This is a genomic window from Streptomyces sp. NBC_01298 (assembly GCF_035978755.1).
In the GTDB taxonomy this organism is placed as follows: Bacteria; Actinomycetota; Actinomycetes; order Streptomycetales; family Streptomycetaceae; genus Streptomyces.
The window spans coordinates 3,683,396-3,701,883 of the sequence record NZ_CP108414.1; the positions used below are offsets into that span (position 1 = coordinate 3,683,396).

Annotated in this window: 18 protein-coding genes; 6 read left to right on the forward strand and 12 right to left on the reverse strand. The window is 71.1% G+C overall.

The window, feature by feature from the left end:
• Nucleotides 1-9: 9 nt before the first annotated feature.
• The 4 genes from OG730_RS16470 to OG730_RS16485 form a co-directional block, all read right to left on the reverse strand.
• The gene (locus tag OG730_RS16470) at nucleotides 10-819 is read right to left on the reverse strand and encodes a sensor domain-containing protein (RefSeq protein WP_327304963.1); all 810 of its coding nucleotides are present in this window, start codon (nucleotides 817-819) and stop codon (nucleotides 10-12) included.
• Nucleotides 816-2,243, reverse strand: coding sequence for an RNA-guided endonuclease IscB (gene iscB / locus OG730_RS16475; RefSeq protein ID WP_327304964.1), 1,428 nt, complete (start codon nucleotides 2,241-2,243; stop codon nucleotides 816-818). The genes OG730_RS16470 and iscB overlap by 4 nt, the downstream gene beginning before the upstream one ends.
• Nucleotides 2,244-2,641: 398 nt before the next feature.
• Nucleotides 2,642-2,914, reverse strand: coding sequence for a hypothetical protein (locus OG730_RS16480; protein WP_327304965.1), 273 nt, complete (start codon nucleotides 2,912-2,914; stop codon nucleotides 2,642-2,644).
• Nucleotides 2,915-3,053: 139 nt separating this feature from the next.
• Nucleotides 3,054-4,202 (reverse strand): adenosine deaminase, encoded by a 1,149-nt coding sequence (locus OG730_RS16485; protein WP_327304966.1) that lies wholly within the window; start codon nucleotides 4,200-4,202, stop codon nucleotides 3,054-3,056.
• Between the two features lie 114 nt (nucleotides 4,203-4,316).
• On the opposite strand from OG730_RS16485, the gene OG730_RS16490 reads away from it, so the two are divergent.
• Together OG730_RS16490 and OG730_RS16495 are read left to right on the forward strand one after the other, a co-directional pair.
• Nucleotides 4,317-5,039 (forward strand): alpha/beta hydrolase, encoded by a 723-nt coding sequence (locus OG730_RS16490; protein ID WP_327304967.1) that lies wholly within the window; start codon nucleotides 4,317-4,319, stop codon nucleotides 5,037-5,039.
• Between the two features lie 295 nt (nucleotides 5,040-5,334).
• On the forward strand, nucleotides 5,335-6,507 hold the full coding sequence (locus OG730_RS16495) for a helix-turn-helix transcriptional regulator (protein ID WP_327304968.1): 1,173 nt from the start codon (nucleotides 5,335-5,337) through the stop codon (nucleotides 6,505-6,507).
• Here OG730_RS16495 and OG730_RS16500 read toward each other — a convergent pair.
• A complete protein-coding gene (locus OG730_RS16500) occupies nucleotides 6,443-7,384 on the reverse strand; it encodes a LysR family transcriptional regulator (protein WP_327304969.1) in 942 nt (313 codons plus the stop codon). The genes OG730_RS16495 and OG730_RS16500 overlap by 65 nt on opposite strands.
• 99 nt (nucleotides 7,385-7,483) lie before the next feature.
• Here OG730_RS16500 and OG730_RS16505 point away from each other — a divergent pair, with 99 nt between their 5' ends.
• The 4 genes from OG730_RS16505 to OG730_RS16520 all read left to right on the forward strand — a co-directional run bounded on the left by OG730_RS16505 (nucleotide 7,484) and on the right by OG730_RS16520 (nucleotide 11,529).
• Nucleotides 7,484-8,764 (forward strand): MFS transporter, encoded by a 1,281-nt coding sequence (locus OG730_RS16505; RefSeq protein ID WP_327304970.1) that lies wholly within the window; start codon nucleotides 7,484-7,486, stop codon nucleotides 8,762-8,764.
• Nucleotides 8,765-8,814: 50 nt separating this feature from the next.
• On the forward strand, nucleotides 8,815-9,420 hold the full coding sequence (locus OG730_RS16510) for a ribonuclease FAU-1 family protein (protein ID WP_327304971.1): 606 nt from the start codon (nucleotides 8,815-8,817) through the stop codon (nucleotides 9,418-9,420).
• Nucleotide 9,421: 1 nt separating this feature from the next.
• The gene (locus tag OG730_RS16515) at nucleotides 9,422-10,405 is read left to right on the forward strand and encodes an RNA-binding protein (protein ID WP_327304972.1); all 984 of its coding nucleotides are present in this window, start codon (nucleotides 9,422-9,424) and stop codon (nucleotides 10,403-10,405) included.
• Between the two features lie 116 nt (nucleotides 10,406-10,521).
• Nucleotides 10,522-11,529, forward strand: a complete 1,008-nt coding sequence (locus OG730_RS16520) for a sigma-70 family RNA polymerase sigma factor (protein ID WP_327304973.1) — start codon at nucleotides 10,522-10,524, stop codon at nucleotides 11,527-11,529.
• Here OG730_RS16520 and OG730_RS44315 read toward each other — a convergent pair.
• The 7 genes from OG730_RS44315 to OG730_RS16550 all read right to left on the reverse strand — a co-directional run bounded on the left by OG730_RS44315 (nucleotide 11,425) and on the right by OG730_RS16550 (nucleotide 18,281).
• On the reverse strand, nucleotides 11,425-11,757 hold the full coding sequence (locus tag OG730_RS44315) for an STAS domain-containing protein (RefSeq protein WP_442814936.1): 333 nt from the start codon (nucleotides 11,755-11,757) through the stop codon (nucleotides 11,425-11,427). The two genes, OG730_RS16520 and OG730_RS44315, sit on opposite strands and share 105 nt — an antisense overlap.
• Nucleotides 11,758-11,812: 55 nt before the next feature.
• A complete protein-coding gene (locus tag OG730_RS16525) occupies nucleotides 11,813-12,403 on the reverse strand; it encodes a Uma2 family endonuclease (protein WP_327304974.1) in 591 nt (196 codons plus the stop codon).
• Nucleotides 12,404-12,497: 94 nt separating this feature from the next.
• Entirely contained in the window at nucleotides 12,498-13,775 is a 1,278-nt protein-coding gene (locus OG730_RS16530) for a thymidine phosphorylase (RefSeq protein ID WP_327304975.1), read from the reverse strand.
• Nucleotides 13,776-13,874: 99 nt separating this feature from the next.
• The gene (locus OG730_RS16535; protein ID WP_327304976.1) at nucleotides 13,875-14,267 is read right to left on the reverse strand and encodes a cytidine deaminase; all 393 of its coding nucleotides are present in this window, start codon (nucleotides 14,265-14,267) and stop codon (nucleotides 13,875-13,877) included.
• Nucleotides 14,264-15,529, reverse strand: coding sequence for an ABC transporter permease (locus OG730_RS16540; protein ID WP_327304977.1), 1,266 nt, complete (start codon nucleotides 15,527-15,529; stop codon nucleotides 14,264-14,266). Before OG730_RS16540 ends, OG730_RS16535 begins: the two co-directional genes overlap by 4 nt.
• Nucleotides 15,526-16,641, reverse strand: a complete 1,116-nt coding sequence (locus tag OG730_RS16545; RefSeq protein WP_327304978.1) for an ABC transporter permease — start codon at nucleotides 16,639-16,641, stop codon at nucleotides 15,526-15,528. The genes OG730_RS16540 and OG730_RS16545 overlap by 4 nt, the downstream gene beginning before the upstream one ends.
• On the reverse strand, nucleotides 16,638-18,281 hold the full coding sequence (locus tag OG730_RS16550; protein ID WP_327309293.1) for an ABC transporter ATP-binding protein: 1,644 nt from the start codon (nucleotides 18,279-18,281) through the stop codon (nucleotides 16,638-16,640). The genes OG730_RS16545 and OG730_RS16550 overlap by 4 nt, the downstream gene beginning before the upstream one ends.
• Nucleotides 18,282-18,488 lie beyond the last annotated feature (207 nt).

Sequence of the window (18,488 nt, forward strand, 5' to 3'; positions counted from 1 at the left end):
AGCGGGAATTCAGCGCGCGGCGCGGACCTTCTGGAGCTGCTTGTCCGCGACCTCGTGCGGGACCTGGGGGGTCTGGCGGCCGCCCGTGACGTTGAGCGCCATGAGTCGCATGACGGTGTCCCCCTGGCGTACGACGACCAGGTGCACCTGAGCGGTGACGCCGGCGGCGGCAGCGGTCGTGGTCCAGCTGACGCTCTCGTCGCCGCCCGTCTTGTAGTCGGCCGCCTTCACGTCGCGGTAGGTGCCGGTCTGCTTCTCGACGGTGGCGGTGAAGCCGCCGGCGCAGGCGGCCACGGCGTCCTTCAGCCGGGCGATCAGCGCCTTGGCGTCGGATTCGGCGTAGGAGCTGACGGAGGCGGAGACGGCCAGGCCCAGCTGCTTCTGGGAGCCGATGCCCCGGTTGACGGTCTCGCGCGCCGCCGGGTCGGGCTTGTCTCCCATGATGTCGGCGAGCGGCTGGCAGGCCTTGCGGTCCGCCTGCGGCTGGCCGTCGGGGGCGTTCGGGTTCTTGCCGTTCGCGGAGATCTGGTAGCCGCTCAGGTCGCCCTGTTCCAGGGCGGCGCGCTCCAGCCGGCCGGCGCCCCGCCGGGGGCCGGTCGTACCGCCCGCGGCGGCCGTGGCGCCCGTCTCACCGGCTCCGCCGGTGCCCGCGGAGCCGGAGGCTCCGGCCGCGCCGGACGCCCCCGCCTGCCCGGGCGCGCTCGCGGAGCCCTTCGGGTCGGGCCCCTTGCCGGAGGCGGGGGTGCTGGTGCTCCCGCAGCCCACCGTCACGGACAGCAGGGCGGGGAGCAGCACGGCCGTGGCCGTTCGTGCCTTCATCGGGCTCTTCTCCTAGAAACCCCTGCTTTGGCCGCGAGGGGTGAATGGGGGCCTTCGGGTCGGGTGGTGTACGCGTAGCCATCGGCTCGTTGGAGGAGACGGAAATGTTTGTGTCCAAGGCCCTGGATGAGGCCGTGTGCGGTTTTGATGTTGAAGCTGCCTGTGGCACGGACCGCTATGCGGCCAGTGTGCGTGCCGGTCTTCTTGCCGGTGGGGACGATGGCGCGGGCGAGGTCTCCGGTCTGGTAGCCGAAGAACTGCTTCTGTCTGGGCAGGCGGAGGCGGGGGAAGCCGTACTTGTCGGTGCGGGTGCGCGCATAGGTGCCGCGGCCGGTCGCGGTGACCGCGAGGAGGCGGGCCGGGGTACGGCTGACGGCGTCGAGGTGGCCGACGCACAGGGCGTCGAGGGTGTGGGTCTTGGTCAGGCCCGTACGCCGTCGGTTCCACTTGGTACGGCCCCCCGACGCGGTGTGCACCATAGGGAACGCTGCGCCGAGGGCACGCCACAAGGCCCAGCGGGTGGCGTTGACGGCTGCCGCGTCGCAGAGCGGGGCTTTGACCTGGGCGAGGATGCGGGCCAACTGGCGCGGGGAGCTCTTGAGGAAGTCCTCGACGGGCTGGTTGGACTTCTTCTCATTGCAGGGCACGCACGCAGTGGTCAGGTTGGAGATCCGGTCGCTGCCGGCCCGTGAGCGGGGCTTGACGTGGTCGATGTTGAGAGGCACTCCGGTAGCGCCGCAGTAGGCGCAGGACCGCCCCCACTTGGCCAACAGGTACTCGCGGACTTCTGTGCCGTGCAGAGTGCCGTGCTGGTACTCGGCCCCCTCCAGCGGTCCGCCGTGGGACATGGCATGGGTGTCGAACGCGACCCGCTCCACATGAACCGCGCGGACGGGTGCCCACCGTGCGAGTCGGGTGGTCCACGACATCGTGGTGTCCACACGGTGACGCAGCGACGGAGCCAGCCAGCCGTCGGGGCGAGTCCGGTTGGAGAAACGAGGAGCACGGTAACGCAGGTTCCTGGTACGCCGCCCCCGCCGGTAGGCGGCACGAGCGGTCAGCTTGCCCCGGATCACGCCACCCCGGTGCATGAGTTCGATCGCGAACAGGCCGCGGCGGTTGCCGTTCATCGCGGTGAAGACAGCGATGCCGGTGTGTTTGGAGCCGGGGTCGATCCCAAGCTCCACACCGTTCACCTGAGATTCCGAGGCCGTACGGTCTTTGAGCCGGATCACGAACGGGGTGTGCCGGGCGACGGCTGCCCGGCCCTGGTCGAGGAGCTTGCGAGCCCTGGCCGGGGTGGTCGGTTGCAGCGGATGGCCGTGCCTGTCCAGGACGAACACGACGGGGTGGCCCTCACGGGCCCTCTCCCCAACCAGATGGTTGGGGGTGACGCGCCCGGCGCCAGGTGAAGCGTCGGGCATCTCCCCTCGCACATGTACCGCGCCGGATGCCTTACGGCCTTCGAGCCCCGTTTCGTCCCCGATCCGGGGGGTGTCTGCTGACTCGAATTCCAGAGCCACCTGCTGAGGAAGCACAGGTGGGTGGGTCTTCTGTCCTACGCGATACGTAGCCAACTTCGTTCACCTCCACAAAGCGTTGGCTCGTGCTGGTAACGGCGGCCTTCAGCCAGAGCAGCAGAAAGCCCCCTCCTTCAGGAGGGGGGATCCCGTTACACCCAGTTGTTTGAAGGGCAGTTGGCGGTGATCCTGGCACATGCCGCGACGCGGCACACACCTGCTCGAAGAGGTGTGCGCCGCGTGGGCGTGCGTACGAATCGCGTACGGGTCGCGTACGGATCCGAGCGGGGATCCGGAGTGGATCAGGCGCCGAGGCCGCTGGTCGGCAGACCGCCGAGCAGGCCGGTCACCGTGCCGAGCGCGGCGGCCGGGTCGGTCGCCTCGGGGGCCTGCTGGCCGTCCTCGGCGGTCACGTGCTGCTGGCTGGTCGCACCCTGGACCGCGCCCGTGACGGTGCCCAGCGCGTCACCGAGACCGACTGCGGGGACGGCGGCCGAGGCGGTACCGGCGGCGACGGCGGCAAAGGCGGCACCGAGAGCGGCAACACCGAGGGTCTTGGCAGCTGACTGCTTCATGAAGAATCGTCCTTGCGACGGGGAAATGAGCGGCTCCGCAAAGTAGTCACTTCAAACCCCCTCCCGCAAACATCATCAAATACGAGAAAGCGCCCGGGAATTGCTCCTCCCGGGCGCTTTCAGTCCGTCACGCTCTGGCCTAGGCCGAGACGGAACCGCTGGTGGAAGCGGTCTGACGGAACAGCCATTCCGACTTCAGCTCCGCATAACCGGGCTTGATCACGTCGTTGATCATGGCCAGTCGTTCATCGAAAGGAATGAACGCGGACTTCATCGCATTGACGGTGAACCACTGCATGTCCTCGAGCGAGTAGCCAAAGGTGTCGACCAGGTGCTCGAACTCGCGGCTCATGCTGGTGCCGCTCATCAGCCGGTTGTCGGTGTTGACGGTCAGCCTGAAGTGCAGTTTCCGCAGCAGGCCGATCGGGTGCTCGGCGTAGGAGACCGCCGCGCCCGTCTGCAGGTTCGACGTCGGGCACATCTCCAGCGGGATCCGCTTGTCCCGGACGTACGAGGCCAGGCGGCCCAGCGTCACGGAACCGTCGGCGGCGACCTCGATGTCATCGATGATCTTCACGCCGTGGCCGAGCCGGTCGGCGCCGCACCACTGCAGGGCCTGCCAGATCGACGGCAGACCGAAGGCCTCGCCCGCGTGGATGGTGAAGTGGTTGTTCTCGCGCTTGAGGTACTCGAAGGCGTCGAGGTGGCGGGTGGGAGGGAACCCCGCCTCGGCGCCGGCGATGTCGAAGCCGACGACGCCGTTGTCGCGGTAGCGGTTGGCCAGTTCCGCGATCTCCAGCGCGCGGGCCGCGTGCCGCATCGCGGTCAGCAGCGCGCCGACGCGGATCCGGTGGCCGTTGGCCTTCGCGCGGCGCTCGCCCTCGCGGAAGCCCTCGTTGACCGTCTCGACGACCTCTTCGAGGGTCAGCCCGGCTTCCAGGTGCTGCTCGGGCGCGTAGCGGATCTCCGCGTAGACGACGCCGTCCTCGGCGAGGTCCTCGGCGCACTCGGCGGCCACCCGGAAGAGGGCCGCCTTCGTCTGCATGACCGCGCAGGTGTGGGCGAAGGTCTCCAGGTAGCGCGGGAGGGAACCGGAGTCGGCGGCTTCCCGGAACCAGATGCCGAGCTTGTCGGCGTCGCTCTCGGGAAGGTTCTCGTAGCCGACCTCGCGGGCCAGCTCGATGATGGTCCCGGGGCGCAGGCCACCGTCGAGGTGGTCGTGCAGGAGCACCTTCGGGGAGCGGCGGATCTGATCCGGGGTGGGCAGGTTGGGGGTCTCGCTCGTCATCTGGGCACTCTAGCTCCTACGCGCGTAGAGCGGTGAGACGGAGTCCACCCCCGATATGTAACAGTGACCGCGCGGACGGGTGGCGTACACCTCGGCGTCTGAGACTGTTCCGTCATGGCACATGATGCGCCGCCGGCGCGCGGAGCCCGTCTGGGGCGGGCGGCCGGCGCGACCGGCTCGGTCTCAACGGTCAGTGGTGTGGTGCTCCTTCTCCCCGGAGCGTCCAGATTGTCCCCCGGTCCGGTGCGCCCGCTGGCCCGGGCCCTGGCCCGTGCGGGCGCGGCGGACGGGCTGGTCACGCACCAGGTCATCCACGGCGCGGGAACCCGCGAAAGGGACGCCGAGTGGGCCGCGGACGAGGTGGTCCGGCTGTACGGGGACGTCCCGGTGTGCCTGGCCGGGTACGACGCGGGCGGCCGGGCGGCGCTCGCAGCGGCCGGCCACGAGGCCGTCAACTCCGTTCTGGCGCTCGCCCCTTCGCTCCCCCGGCAGTCCGCCGAGGACTCCCCCGAACCGGTGAAGCAGCTTTCGGGACGCCGGGTCCTGATCGTGCACGGCACCAACGACGCGCGCAGCGACCCGGAGTTGTCGTACCGGCTGGCCACGCGGGCGAAGAAGGCGAACCGTACGACGTGCCGCTTCGAGGTGCACTCCGACGGCCACGGACTGCGCGAGCACCAGGACGAAGTCGTGGCCCTGTCCGTGGACTTCGTGCTCGGATCCGTCTTCAGCGGGCCGTACTCGCGGCCGGTCACCGACGCGCTGGCGGCTCCCCCGCCGCTGGGCCTGCGGATGCCGCTCGCCTCGGGCTACGGCCGGTCCCTGCGACGCGGCTGAAGGCGGCCGGGCGCCGGATGTGGCGGCGGTCGGGCGCGGGCGTCCGCGCCGGCCCCTCCCGGTCGGACGACACGGGAGGGCCCGGCGCGACCACCTTGAGGCACGCGCCCGCGCGAGGGCGCGGTGCCACGACGGCGAAGCGCGGACCCAAGGGTGCCCGCGCCCTCCCCCGAGAACGCCGTGGCACCACTGTGCCGGTTAGGCCTATCCTCACGAAGATCCGAGGGCATCGTCTTGGTGCCTTGCGGGAACACGAGGGGTTGACGAATCGGCACAGTCCGGGACGAATATGCATATGCCATCGGATGAAACGGACCAGCTGAGCTCCGTGGCCCGCCGTCTCTACGCGTACGCGGCCGAGCGGTACGCCTTCTCCGAGACGGAAGCCGCCGAGTCGCTCGGCGAGCCCGTCGGCGCCGCCCTCGCCGAACTCGCGGCGGCCCACCTGATCCAGCCCCGCTCCCTCCCGGCCGCTGCCCCGGGCGGCGGCGCGGACGGCACCGCGGACGGCGGCGGGCCCGCGCCGGTGCGCTGGAGCGCCGTGTCCCCGCGTGCCGCGGTGGCCCGCACGCTGGCCCCGCTGGCCCTGCGGGTGCGCGAGACCCACGACGAGATGGACCGGCTGCGCGGACGGCTGGAGGAGCTGCTCCCCTCCTACGAGGCGGCCACCGACCTGCGCGACCGGGGCGGGGCGAACGCCCTGGAGCTGGTCACCGACCCGGCCGCGCTGCAGGACCTGATCGGGGAGCTCACCGCCTCGGCCGGCACCGAGGTGCTGACCTGCCACCCCGGCGGCGGCCGCAGCACCGCGACCCTGGAGGGAGCGGTGGTGCGGGACGAGGCGATGCTGGCCCGGGGCGTACGGATGCGCACCCTCTACCAGCACACCGCCCGCTACTCCCGCCCGACGGCCGCCTACGTCGAGCGCGTGACCGCGCTCGGCTCGCAGGTCCGTACCGTCGGCGACGGGCTGATGCGGATGATCCTCGTCGACCGGCACACCGGGCTGATGGAGGTGCGGGACGACATCAAGGCGGCGCTGGTGGTGCGCGAGCCCAATGTCGTCCAGTTCATGGTGCAGACCTTCGAGCGATGCTGGTCCGAGGCCGAGCCCTTCAGCACCACCATCGGGCCGGAGCAGGCCCGTTCCATCTCCGACGAGCTGCGCCAGACCATCGTGCGGCTGCTGGCGGAGGGGCTGGAGGACAAGGTCATCGCCCGCCGGCTGGGCATGTCGGAGCGGACCTGTCAGCGCCACATCGCCGAGATCATGCGGGCGGTGGGGGCCAAGTCCCGTTTCCAGGCCGGGTTCCTGCTGTCGGCGACGGCGGCTGCCTCGGCGGCATCCGCCGAGGCCGCCGCGTCCGCCGCCTCCGTCGCGCCGGCGGCTTCCACGGACCCGCTCACGCACCCTCCGGCTGGAGTTCCGGAATCAGCCGCCCCCGACGGGACAGCAGGAACTTCTTGAACTCCGCCACCGGAGGCGTGTCCGGGTGCCCGTCGCGCCAGGCCACCCCGATCTCGCGGACCGCGCGCGGGGCGGTGACCGTCAGCTCGACGACCCCGGGCCGGGCCACCGCGGGCGGCGGCAGCAGCGCCACGCCGAGACCGGCGGCGACGAGCCCGCGCAGGGTCTCGGCCTCCTCCCCCTCGAAGGCGACCCGGGGCGTGAAGCCGGCCTCCGCGCAGAGGTCGTCGGTGATGCGGCGCAGTCCGTAGCCGGGCTCCAGGGTGACGAAGGTTTCCTCGGCGGCCTCCGCGAGGCGGATCCGCTTGCGCGCGGCGAGCCGGTGGTCGTCGGGGACCACCAGGCGCAGCCGCTGCTCGTCGAGCCGCCGGGCCACCAGGTCCGGGGCGTCGGGCAGCGGCGAGGTCAGGCAGAGGTCGAGCTCGCCGGCGCGCAGCTTCTCCAGCATGGCCTCGCCGTAGTTCTGGACCAGGGAGAACCGTACGCCGGGGTGGTCGGCCCGGAAGGCCCGGATCAGGCCGGGCACGGTCTCGGGGCCCAGGGTGTGCAGGAAGCCGAAGGCGACCTTGCCGAAGGAGGGGTCGGCGTCCTGCTGTACGGAGCCGGCGGCGCGGGCGATCTCGGCCAGCGAGCGTTCCGCCGAGGCGAGGAAGGTGCGGCCGGCGGTGGTGAGCGCGACCGTACGGCCCTTGCGGGCGAACAGCGTGACGCCCAGGTCCTGTTCGAGGCGGACCATGGCCCGCGACAGGGTGGATTGCGGGACGCCCAGTTCGTGCGCGGCGCGGGTGACGTGCTCGTGCCGGGCGACGGCGGCGAAGTACGCGAGGCGCGGGGCCAGCGCATGTGTCACGGCCATGTCTTCTTCGTAACGACTCATCGATAGCCACCCATCTGACCTGCACTGATGCACGGATGGATTGATTATCGCGAATCCGTGCATTGGACGCATGAAAAGCACGGGCCTACGGTCTTGAGCATGCCTCCCGCTCATACCGGGGCATCCGTCATCCCGGGTGCCTCCACCCCGTCGTTGCCCGCCTCCGCACCCGAGGCGCACGAGCCCGGCCGTCCCGGCTACCGCCGCCTCAGCCTGGCGCTCTTCGCCGCCGGACTGGCCACCTTCGCCCTCCTCTACTCCACCCAGGCGCTGCTGCCCGCGATCTCCGAGGGCTTCGGCGTGACGGCGGGTCAGGCCAGCTGGACGGTCTCCGCGGCCACCGGCGCCCTCGCCCTGTTCGTCCTGCCGCTCAGCGCGCTGTCGGAGCGCTTCGGCCGGACCCGGATGATGACCTGCTCGATGGTGATCGCGGTCGGCGTCGGCCTGCTGGTGCCCTTCGCGCCGAACCTGGAGTGGCTGATCGCGCTGCGCGCCGTCCAGGGCGCGGCGATCGCCGGGGTGCCGGCCTCCGCGATGGCGTACCTGGCGGAAGAGGTGAAGCCGAAGGCGCTGGTCGCCGCGATCGGCCTGTTCGTGGCGGGCAACTCCATCGGCGGCATGAGCGGCCGCCTCGTCACCGGCTGGGCGGCCCAGGCCTGGGGCTGGCGCGGCGGGCTGCTGACCGTCGGCCTGATGTCGCTGGCCTGCGCGGCGGCGTTCCTCGTCCTCCTCCCCCGGGCCCGGTTCTTCCGGCCGGCCTCGCTGAACCCGCGCGCGGTGGGACGTACCGTCTCCGGGCACCTGCGCGATCCGCTGCTGCTGCGGCTGTACGGGATCGGGGCGCTGTTCATGACCGTGTTCGGGGCGGTGTACACGGTCATCGGCTACCGCCTGGTGGACGAGCCGTTCTCGCTCGGGCAGGGCCTCATCGGCTCGATCTTCCTGGTCTACCTGGTCGGTACGGTCTCCTCGGCGGCGGCCGGGCAGCTGGTGGCCCGGCTGGGCCGGCGCGGCGCGCTGTACCTGGCGGTGACCACGACGGCGGCGGGCCTGTTCCTGTCCCTGGCGGAGTCCCTCACGGCGATCCTCCTCGGCCTGGTCCTGATCACGGCGGGCTTCTTCGCCGGACACGCGGTGGCCTCCTCCGCGGTGAGCAGGACGGCGAAGACGGGCCGCGCCCAGGCCTCGGCGCTGTACCAGTCGGCGTACTACGTCGGCTCCAGCGCCGGCGGCACGCTGGGCGCCCTCGCCTACCACTCGGCGGGCTGGGCGGCCACGGTCACCCTCGCGCTGCTCGCGGTGGCCGGGGTCGTCACGATCACCCTGTACGGGTCCCACGCGGCCCGCAGCGCCCGGATCGCGGGGCTGCCGGCCGCCTGAGGGCTGCCGCACAAGCAGCTCGCAACCGGTGGATGACATGATCGCCGATCATGTCGACAGTCAACGTTCACCTCATACTCGGCAGCACGGTCAGCATGATCGTCCCGGCCCGCGCGGTCGAGTCGGACGACGCCGGCCTGCTGCTGTGGGTGGCCCCGGGGACCCCGCTCTGGCGCGCCGCCATCCCGCCCGGCACCCACCTGCGGGACCTGCCGCCGGGGAGCTCGTACCCGCTGCGGGCCGGCCGGTGGCGGCACGGGGGCGCGCTGATCCTGCAGCCGGCCGGGGCGGGCCACGCGGTGTGGTGGAACTTCACGAGGGGGCAGGAGTTCCGCAGCTGGTACGTCACCCTCGAATCCCGTGTCCGCACCCCGGACGGCGCGGACGTGCACGTGACCGACCAGGAACTCGACATCACGGTGACCCCGGACCGCGCGTGGGAGTGGAAGGACGAGGAGTCCTTCGCCGCGAAGACGGGCCACCCGGTGTACTGGACGGCGGCCGAGGCCGACGCCATCCGCGCGGAGGGCGTCCGCGTCACGCGGCTCATCGACTCGGCGTCCTACCCCTTCGACGGCACCTGGTGCGATTTCCGCCCGCCGCCGGGCTGGACCGTCCCGGACCGCCCGCCGCTGTCCCCTCCGGAAGGGCCCTGAGGTGCCGTTCCTGCCCCACGCCCACCGGGTGACCACGTACGACCCGGCCGACCGGGCGCCCGACGGGACCTACCGGGGGACGGAGGACACCGACAGCGACCACGGGCCGGTCGAGGCCGCGTACCTGGCGGCGATCGGCGCCTTCGCGCGGGAGAGCGGGGTGGAGCTGCTCACCGTGCGGGAACCGCGGTTCTTCGGCGGGTCCGGGCACTTCGGGCGGGAGCCCGCGGTGGAGGGGTACGGGCTGACCGGGCTGCTCCCCGACGGCCCGGACGGTTTCCACGACGGCGCCCGGGTGACGGTGCCCGTGGCGCTGGAACTCGTGCGCGGCATGCTCCGCGGCGACGGCCCGTACTGCCGACTGGAGGCCGCGGAGGAGGACCGGGAGGTCTTCGCCGTGGACGTCGGGTGGGACCTGTACGTCTACGTCGGCTCCCGCGCCCCCTGCGGGGCGGCCGTGGCCCACGCGCGGGAGCTCGGGATCTTCGCGGAGCCGATCGAGGTCTCGCCGTACGATCCCGAGTTCGACGGCCCGTTCGAGCAGCGGGCCGCCGACGAGGGGTTCTGGGAGCGGGTCCGGGCGAGCGCGGCGCGCGGCGAGGCGGGGCTCGTCGAGGAGCAGCACGCCTGGACCCGCTGGCACCGGATCGACGGCGGCGGCGACGCGGGCGTACGGCTCGGCGCCCTGCGGGCCGGCCTCGCCCCGCGCGCACTCCTGAACGTCTGGCCGGGGCTGTCCGCCGATGCCGCCGGGCTGGTCGCGGGGCTGCCGGAGGAGTTCTCGCTGGAGTGCGTGTGGGAGGACGCGGACGGCCGGATCCGGAGCGGCCTCGTCGACGAGGAGGACCGCGCGGAGCTGGTGGAGGTGCTCTCCGGGGCTCGGGCCGCGGCGCTGCTGCCGGTGTACGCCGACCAGCACAACCCCCTGTTCACCGGGGTTCTGCCGGACCCGGACGGGGTGGTCCGGGCCCGGTGGCAGGTCTAGGGACAGGTCTAGGGACAGGTCTAGGGGAACGTTCCGCCGCCGCGTGCCGGGCTGCGGTTGTCAGACCCCTCGGGTAGCGTCCGAAGGACCGGGAACTACCAGGGGGATCAAGGGACATGACCGAAGCCACCGACCTCGCACCCGACCTCGACCTCGACGCGGCGCTCGACCGCTACCGCGTGGAGCTCACCGGTTACTGCTACCGCATGCTCGGCTCGGCCTTCGACGCCGAGGACGCGGTGCAGGACACGTACATCCGTGCCTGGCGGAGCTTCGCGAAGTTCGAGGGCCGGTCCTCCCTGCGGTCCTGGCTGTACCGGATCGCCACCAACGTCTGCCTGGACCTGCTGAACGCGGGGAACAAGCGGGCCCGCCCGATGGACCTCAGCGCCCCGCAGCACCAGGCGTCCGCCGTGCTCAACGAGCGGCCCGAGGTGACCTGGCTGGAGCCGGTGCCCGACGGGCGGGTGCTGCCGCAGACCGCCGATCCGGCGGAGATGGCGCTGGCGAAGGAGTCCGTACGGCTCGCGTTCGTGGCCGCGCTCCAGCACCTGCCGGCCAAGCAGCGGGCCGTCCTGATCCTGCGCGAGGTGCTGGCCTGGAAGGCGGACGAGGTCGCCACCCTGCTGGACACCACCGTCGCCTCGGTGAACAGCGCCCTCCAGCGGGCCCGCGCGACCCTCGCCGCCACCCGGATCCGGGAGAGCGAGTCCGCGGACCCGCTGGACGCGGACCAGGCCAAGCTGCTGGAGCAGTACCTGTCCGCCTTCGAGGCGTACGACATCTCCCGGCTGACCGCCCTGCTCCACGAGGACGCGGTGCTGTCGATGCCGCCGTTCGACCTGTGGCTCCAGGGCCACGAGGACATCGCGGCCTGGCACCTGAACCAGGGCATCGGCTGCAAGGGCTCGCGGCTGGTCCCGACCACGGCGAACGGCATGCCCGCCTTCGGCCAGTACCGGCCGCGGGAGGACGGGCAGCCGGGCTGGACCCCGTGGGCGCTCCAGGTGCTGGAGGTGTCAGAGGGGAAGATCACCGGCCTGAACGCCTTCCTCGACACCGCCCGGTGGTTCCCGCTCTTCGGGCTCCCCGAGCAGCTCGACGAGTCCTACGAGGTGCAGTAGCGCGCGGAGCGGGGGCCCGGCCCCGGTGACCCGGAAGGGGATGCCGAGGCGCCGGGTGGTCAGGGCTGCGCGAGCCAGGGCCTGGACGGTCGCGAGGGTGGGTGCGGCGACTGCGCGGACGTCGCACACCACCCCGTCGGGACCGTCCCTGCACAATGCGCGCACGCGGGCGCACAGCTCGGCGGTATTCGGCTCGGGCCCTTCCAGGGCCAAGGTTCTGATCTCCACATGAGGGCAGACCCCTGGCCTCGCCCGAACTCATCGGTGGGGCCGGAAGAAGCCCTTACGGCCGGGGCCAGGAGAAGGTGTCGAGGGTCAGGTTGATCGGCCCGGGCACATGGACGGCTTCGCCGAACTTGGCCGCCGACAGAACGCGGTACTTCCCGTCGCTGGGCTCGCCGTACAAGTGGACCGTGGGGCTGCCGGTCGCGTGCGGGTCGATGAGGAGGTAAAGCGGGACACCTGCCGCCGCGTAACCCTTGAGTTTCGCGACGCGGTCGTTGGCCGCGTTCGACTTCGAGGTGATCTCGACGACGAGCTCTGCGACGGCTGCGGGGACGAAGTTCTCCCCCTTGGTCACCGCATCCCTCGGTACGACGGCAAGGTCCGGGATGTAGAGGCCGCTGCGGCTCGGAACCGCAAGGTTGAGGGTCTGGAAGACACCCCAGTCGGCTGGGATCACGGAGTACAGGCGGCTCTGCACCAGCTCCGCGATCAGGTTGTGATTGTTGACGGGCGGTGGTGCCACGGTGATGATCCCCTCGATGATCTCCACCTTGCAGCCCTCCGGAACGCCCATCTCCTCCCAGAGGTGGACGACCGAATCCCAGTCGTCACCGCTCGGAGGCTGGTGCTCGACTGCGAGTGCGCTCATGGTGTGCTCCTATCGCTTCGTCACCGATCCCAGCATGCAGAACGGGACCGGCGGTCGTCCACCGGTCCCGTTCAGCCGTACGAGTGAGTACAGGTCAGGCGATGCGGTCCAGCACGATCGGCGTGGCCGAGAAGGCCGTGCCGGCCGCCGCGATGTCGAAGGTGCCGTCCAGCGCCGACAGGGCGTAGTCGAACTTCTCCGGGGTGTCCGTGTGCAGGGTCATCAGGGGCTGGCCCGCGACGACCGTGTCGCCCGGCTTCGCGTGCATCTCGATGCCCGCGCCCGCCTGGACCGGGTCCTCCTTGCGCGCGCGGCCGGCGCCCAGGCGCCAGGCGCCCACGCCCACCCCGTACGCGTCCAGCCGCGTCAGCACGCCCGAGGACGGGGCCGTGACCACGTGCTGCTCGCGCGCGACGGGCAGCGCCGCGTCCGGGTCGCCGCCCTGTGCGGCGATCATCCGGCGCCACACGTCCATCGCCCGGCCGTCGGCCAGGGCCTTCGCCGGGTCGGCGTCCTTGATGCCCGCGGCGTCCAGCATTTCCCGGGCCAGGGCCAGGGTCAGCTCGACGACGTCCGAGGGTCCGCCGCCCGCCAGGACCTCGACGGACTCGCGGATCTCCAGGGCGTTGCCGGCGGTCAGGCCGAGCGGGGTGGACATGTCCGTGAGGAGGGCGACGGTCTTGACGCCGCTGTCCGTGCCGAGGCCCACCATCGTGCGGGCCAGCTCGCGCGCGTCCTCGATGTTCTTCATGAAGGCGCCGGTGCCGACCTTCACGTCCAGGACGAGCGAGCCGGTGCCCTCGGCGATCTTCTTGGACATGATCGAGGAGGCGATGAGCGGGATCGCCTCGACGGTGCCGGTCACGTCGCGCAGCGCGTAGAGCTTCTTGTCGGCCGGGGCCAGGCCGTCGCCGGCCGCGCAGATGACGGCGCCGGTGGTGTCCAGGACGTGCAGCATCTCCTCGTTGGAGAGCAGGGCGCGCCAGCCGGGGATGGACTCCAGCTTGTCCAGGGTGCCGCCGGTGTGGCCGAGGCCGCGGCCCGAGAGCTGCGGTACGGCCGCGCCGCAGGCGGCGACGAGCGGGGCCAGCGGCAGGGTGATCTTGTCGCCGACGCCGCCGGTGGAGTGCTTGTCCGCGGTCGGGCGGGAGAGGGAGTCGAAGTTCATCCGCTCGCCGCTGGCGATCATCGCGGCGGTCCAGCGGGCGATCTCGGTGCGGTTCATGCCGTTGAGCAGGATGGCCATCGCCAGCGCCGACATCTGCTCGTCGGCGACCACGCCGCGCGTGTACGCGTCGATGACCCAGTCGATCTGCTCGGGGCTCAGTTCACCGCGGTCGCGCTTGGTGCGGATGACGGAGATGACGTCCATGGAAGTGCTTCCTTCTACGCGCATAGAGAGAGGAGAGGGGTACGTACGGAGGAAAGGACGGCGGCCCCCCGCCCGGCAGGGCGGAGGGCCGTCGCGCGGCTATCTCAGATGGTCCGGCCCGAAGGCCTGCGGCAGCATCGCGGAGAGCGGCAGGACGCCTTCCGGCGTCTCCACCTGGAGCTCGGCGCCGCCGAACTCGAAGAGGAGCTGGCGGCAGCGGCCGCAGGGGACGAGGATCTCGCCCTTGCCGTCCACGCACGTGAAGTGCGTGAGGCGGCCGCCGCCCGTGGCCTGGAGGGAGGACACCAGACCGCATTCGGCGCACAGGCCGAGCCCGTAGCTGGCGTTCTCCACGTTGCAGCCGACGATGGTGCGGCCGTCGTCGACCAGCGCCGCGACGCCGACCGGGAAGCCCGAGTACGGGGCGTACGCCCGGGACATCGCCTCCCGGGCGGCCTCGCGCAGGGCCTCCCAGTCGGGAGCGGCCGTCACTTGCCCTGGCCCTTGCGGTACGGCATGCCGTCCGCCTTGGGCATCCGCAGGCGCTGCGCGGACAGCGCGAGCACGAGCAGCGTGGTCAGGTACGGGGCGGCGTCCACGAACTGGCTGGGCACCTGGTCCGTGAGTCCGTACCAGAGGAACAGCAGCACGGCGAAGACCGCCGAGATGCCGGCCGGGACGTAGCGCTTCTTGTAGAGCTGCCAGGCCACGACCAGGACGAGCAGGATCGCGATGAGCAGCAGCATCGCGTGGACGTTCTCGGCGCCGCCGCGCAGCTTGAGGCTGTCGGTGAAGCCGAACAGGCCGGCGCCCAGCGCCATGCCGCCCGGCATCCAGTTGCCGAAGATCATCGCGGCGAGACCGATGTAGCCGCGGCCGCCGGTCTGGCCCTCCTGGTAGATCGGGCTGGCCACGATCGACAGGAACGCGCCGCCCAGGCCCGCGAGGGCGCCCGAGACGATCACGGCGATGTACTTGTACTTGTAGACGTTGACGCCGAGCGATTCGGCGGCGACGGGGTTCTCGCCGCAGGAGCGCAGCCGCAGGCCGAAGGTGGTGCGCCACAGCACCCACCAGGTGCCGGGGATCAGCAGCAGCGCGACGACGGTCAGCAGCGACAGGCCTGTGACCAGGCCGCCGACCACGCCCGCGACGTCGGAGAGGAAGAACCAGTGCTTGCCCTGGAGGGTGGCCATCCAGTCCGACAACCCCGGCACGGTGATCTCGTAGATCGGTTCGACGCGCGGGGACTGCTTGGAGGAGCCGCCGGGCGCCTCGGCGAACGTGAAGTTCGACAGGTACTGGGTGAAGCCCAGCGCCAGGATGTTGATGGCCACACCGGAGACGATGTGGTTCACGTTGAAGGTGACCGTGATGATCGCGTGCAGCAGGCCGCCGATGGCGCCGCCGATCAGGCCGGCGATCACGCCGGTCCACGGGCCCCACTGGTAGCCGGCCCAGGCACCGAACCAGGTGCCGAGGATCATCATGCCTTCGAGGCCGATGTTGACGACGCCCGCGCGCTCGGCCCACAGGCCGCCGAGTCCGGCGAGGCCGATCGGCACGGCGAGGGAGAGCGCTCCGGAGACCTGGCCGATGGAGGTCAGGTCGTTCGCGCCGCTGATCACGCGGACCAGCGAGACGAGCGCGAGGCCGCCCGCGACGATCAGCATGATCCACGGGAGGGTGAGCTTGGTGCGTCCGCCCTGCTTCTTGGGTGCGGCGCTGGTCGCGGAAACAGTGCTGGTGCTCACGCCGAGACCTCCTTGTCGGTCGTGATGGCGTGGCCCGCGGCCAGCTCCTCGCCGACCTTCTGCTGCTGGCGTCGGATCCCGTAACGGCGGACGAGCTCGTAGGAGACGACGACCGCGATCACGATCAGGCCCTTCATGATCGTGCCGATCTCCTTCGCGTACCCGGCCGTGTCGAGCGAGGCCGAGGCCTTGTCGATGAAGGCCATCAGGAACGCGGCGAAGAAGATGCCGACCGGGTGGTTGCGGCCGAGCAGCGCGATGGTGATGCCGGTGAAGCCGACACCGACCGGGAAGGACAGGCTGTACGTGTGGCTCTCGCCCAGCAGCACCGGCATGCCGGCGAGGCCGGCGACGGCGCCGGAGATGAGCATCGAGGTGATGATCATCTTCTTGGCGTCCACACCGGAGGCCTGCGCGGCGGACTCGCTGGCGCCGGTGGCGCGCAGGTCGAAGCCGAAGCGGGTGCGGCCCAGGACGAACCAGTAGACGATGCCCAGCGCGAAGGCCAGGAAGGTGAAGCCGTAGATCTCCAGGCCGTCGCCCAGCGAGATGGCCGGGAACCAGCCCGACTTGGCGATCTCGCCGGTGGTCAGGTCGTTGGAGCCCTCGGGCTGGACGCCGAGGTTCTTCGGCAGGATCAGCCAGGCGATCAGGCTGGTGGCGATCGCGTTCAGCATGATCGTGGAGACGACCTCGCTGACTCCGCGCCGGGCCTTCAGGACGCCCGCGATACCGGCCCAGAAGGCACCGACCAGCATGGCGACGATCACGATCAGCAGGATGTGCAGCGGGCCGGGCAGCGAGACCGCCGCGCCGACGACCGCCGACAGCATCGCGGCGAGGCGGTACTGGCCGTCGACGCCGATGTTGAAGAGGTTCATCCGGAAGCCGATGGCCACGGCCAGGGCCGCCAGGTAGTACGTACCGGCCTGGTTCACGATGAGGACCTGGACGTCCTCGTAGCCCGCGTTCTCCACCATGAGCCGCAGCGGTTCGATCGGGTCCACACCCGTCGCCGCCAGCACGATCATGGTCAGCAGGAAGGCGGTGACCAGCGCGAGCGCGGGCCCGGCGAAGCCGAGGAGCAGCCGGTCCTTGTCGAGTTTCTTCATCGGGCCTCGTCCTCCGGGAAGTCGGTACGGGCATCCGTGCCGGCGGCGGAGTGGTTGTCGGTGGCGTCTGTGGCGTCGAGGTGTCCGGAGGCGGCGCCCGTCATGGCGGTGCCGAGTTCCTCGGGGGTCACGGTCGCGGGGTCGGCGTCCGCGACCAGGCGGCCGCGGTAGATCACGCGCAGGGTGTCGGACAGGCCGATGAGCTCGTCCAGGTCGGCGGAGATCAGCAGGACCGCCAGGCCTTCGCGGCGCGCCTCGCGGATCGCGTCCCAGATCTGCGCCTGCGCACCGACGTCCACACCGCGGGTGGGGTGGGCGGCGATGAGGAACTTCGGGTTGTGGCTCATCTCGCGGCCGACGATCAGCTTCTGCTGGTTGCCGCCGGAGAGCGAGGCCGCGGTGACCTCGATGCCGGGCGTGCGGACGTCGTACTCGCGCACGATCCGCTCGGTGTCCTTGCGGGCGGCCTTCGGGTCGATGATGCCGCGCTTGGAGTTGGGGGCTTCGGTGACGTGACCGAGGATGCGGTTCTCCCAGAGGGAGGACTCCAGCAGCAGACCGTGCCGGTGGCGGTCCTCGGGGATGTAGCCGATGCCGCCCTCGCGGCGCTTGCGCACCGGGGACTTGGTGATGTCCTTGCCGTCGAGGGTGATGACGCCCGCGTCGGGGGTCATCATGCCCATCAGGGCCTCGATGAGCTCGGTCTGGCCGTTGCCCTCGACGCCCGCGATGCCGAGGATCTCACCCTTGTGGATCGTGAAGCTGATCCCGTCGAGCAGCAGGCGTCCGGCGACCGGCGCCTCGCGCAGGTTGGCGTCCGACAGGCCCGGGGTGCGCGCGGTGTCCTCCGTGGCGACGGGCACGCCGCCCTCGGCGACGGTCAGCCGCTCGACCTGGAGCATCGGGACGGTGGTCACCGTGGACTCGCGGGTCTCCGGCGAGGGCAGCTCGGAGCCGACCATCAGCTCGGCGAGCTGCTTGGTCGTGGTGGTGCGCGGGTCGGCGGTGCCGACCGTGGTGCCGCGCCGGATGACGGTGATGTCGTCGGCGACCTTCAGGACCTCGCCCAGCTTGTGCGAGATGAAGATGACGGTCAGGCCCTCGGCCTTGAGCTCGCGCAGGTTGTCGAAGAGCGCGTCGACCTCCTGCGGCACGAGCACCGCGGTCGGCTCGTCGAGGATGAGGATCTGGGCGCCGCGGTAGAGGACCTTGAGGATCTCCACGCGCTGGCGGTCGGCGACACCGAGGTCCTCGACCAGGGCGTCGGGACGTACGCCGAGGCCGTACGCGTCCGAGATCTCCTTGATCTTCTTACGGGCCTTCGCACCGATGCCGTAGAGCTTCTCGCCGCCGAGGACCACGTTCTCCAGGACGGTGAGGTTGTCGGCGAGCATGAAGTGCTGGTGCACCATGCCGATGCCGCGGGCGATGGCGTCGCCGGGGCTGCCGAAGGAGACCTGCTCCCCGTCGATGGCGATGGTGCCCTCGTCCGGCTTCTGCATGCCGTAGAGGATCTTCATCAGCGTCGACTTGCCGGCGCCGTTCTCGCCGACGAGGGCGTGGACCGTGCCCTTGCGGACGGTGATCGCGATGTCCTTGTTGGCGACGACGCCGGGGAAACGCTTGGTGATGCCGTGCAGTTCTACGGCGGGGGGCGGGCTGGACGCGTTGATGACGCACTCTCCTTGGCGCGGAAGGAGCTGAAGGCAGGGAGGGGACAGGGCGGGGGGAGAAAGTATCGCGTCCACGATGCTTCTACGCGCGTAGCACTGTCGAAAGTGAAAACTTGCGGCCAACCGGCCACAAGATCACATGAAACCACGTGACATGGGCCGGGGCCCGGGAGC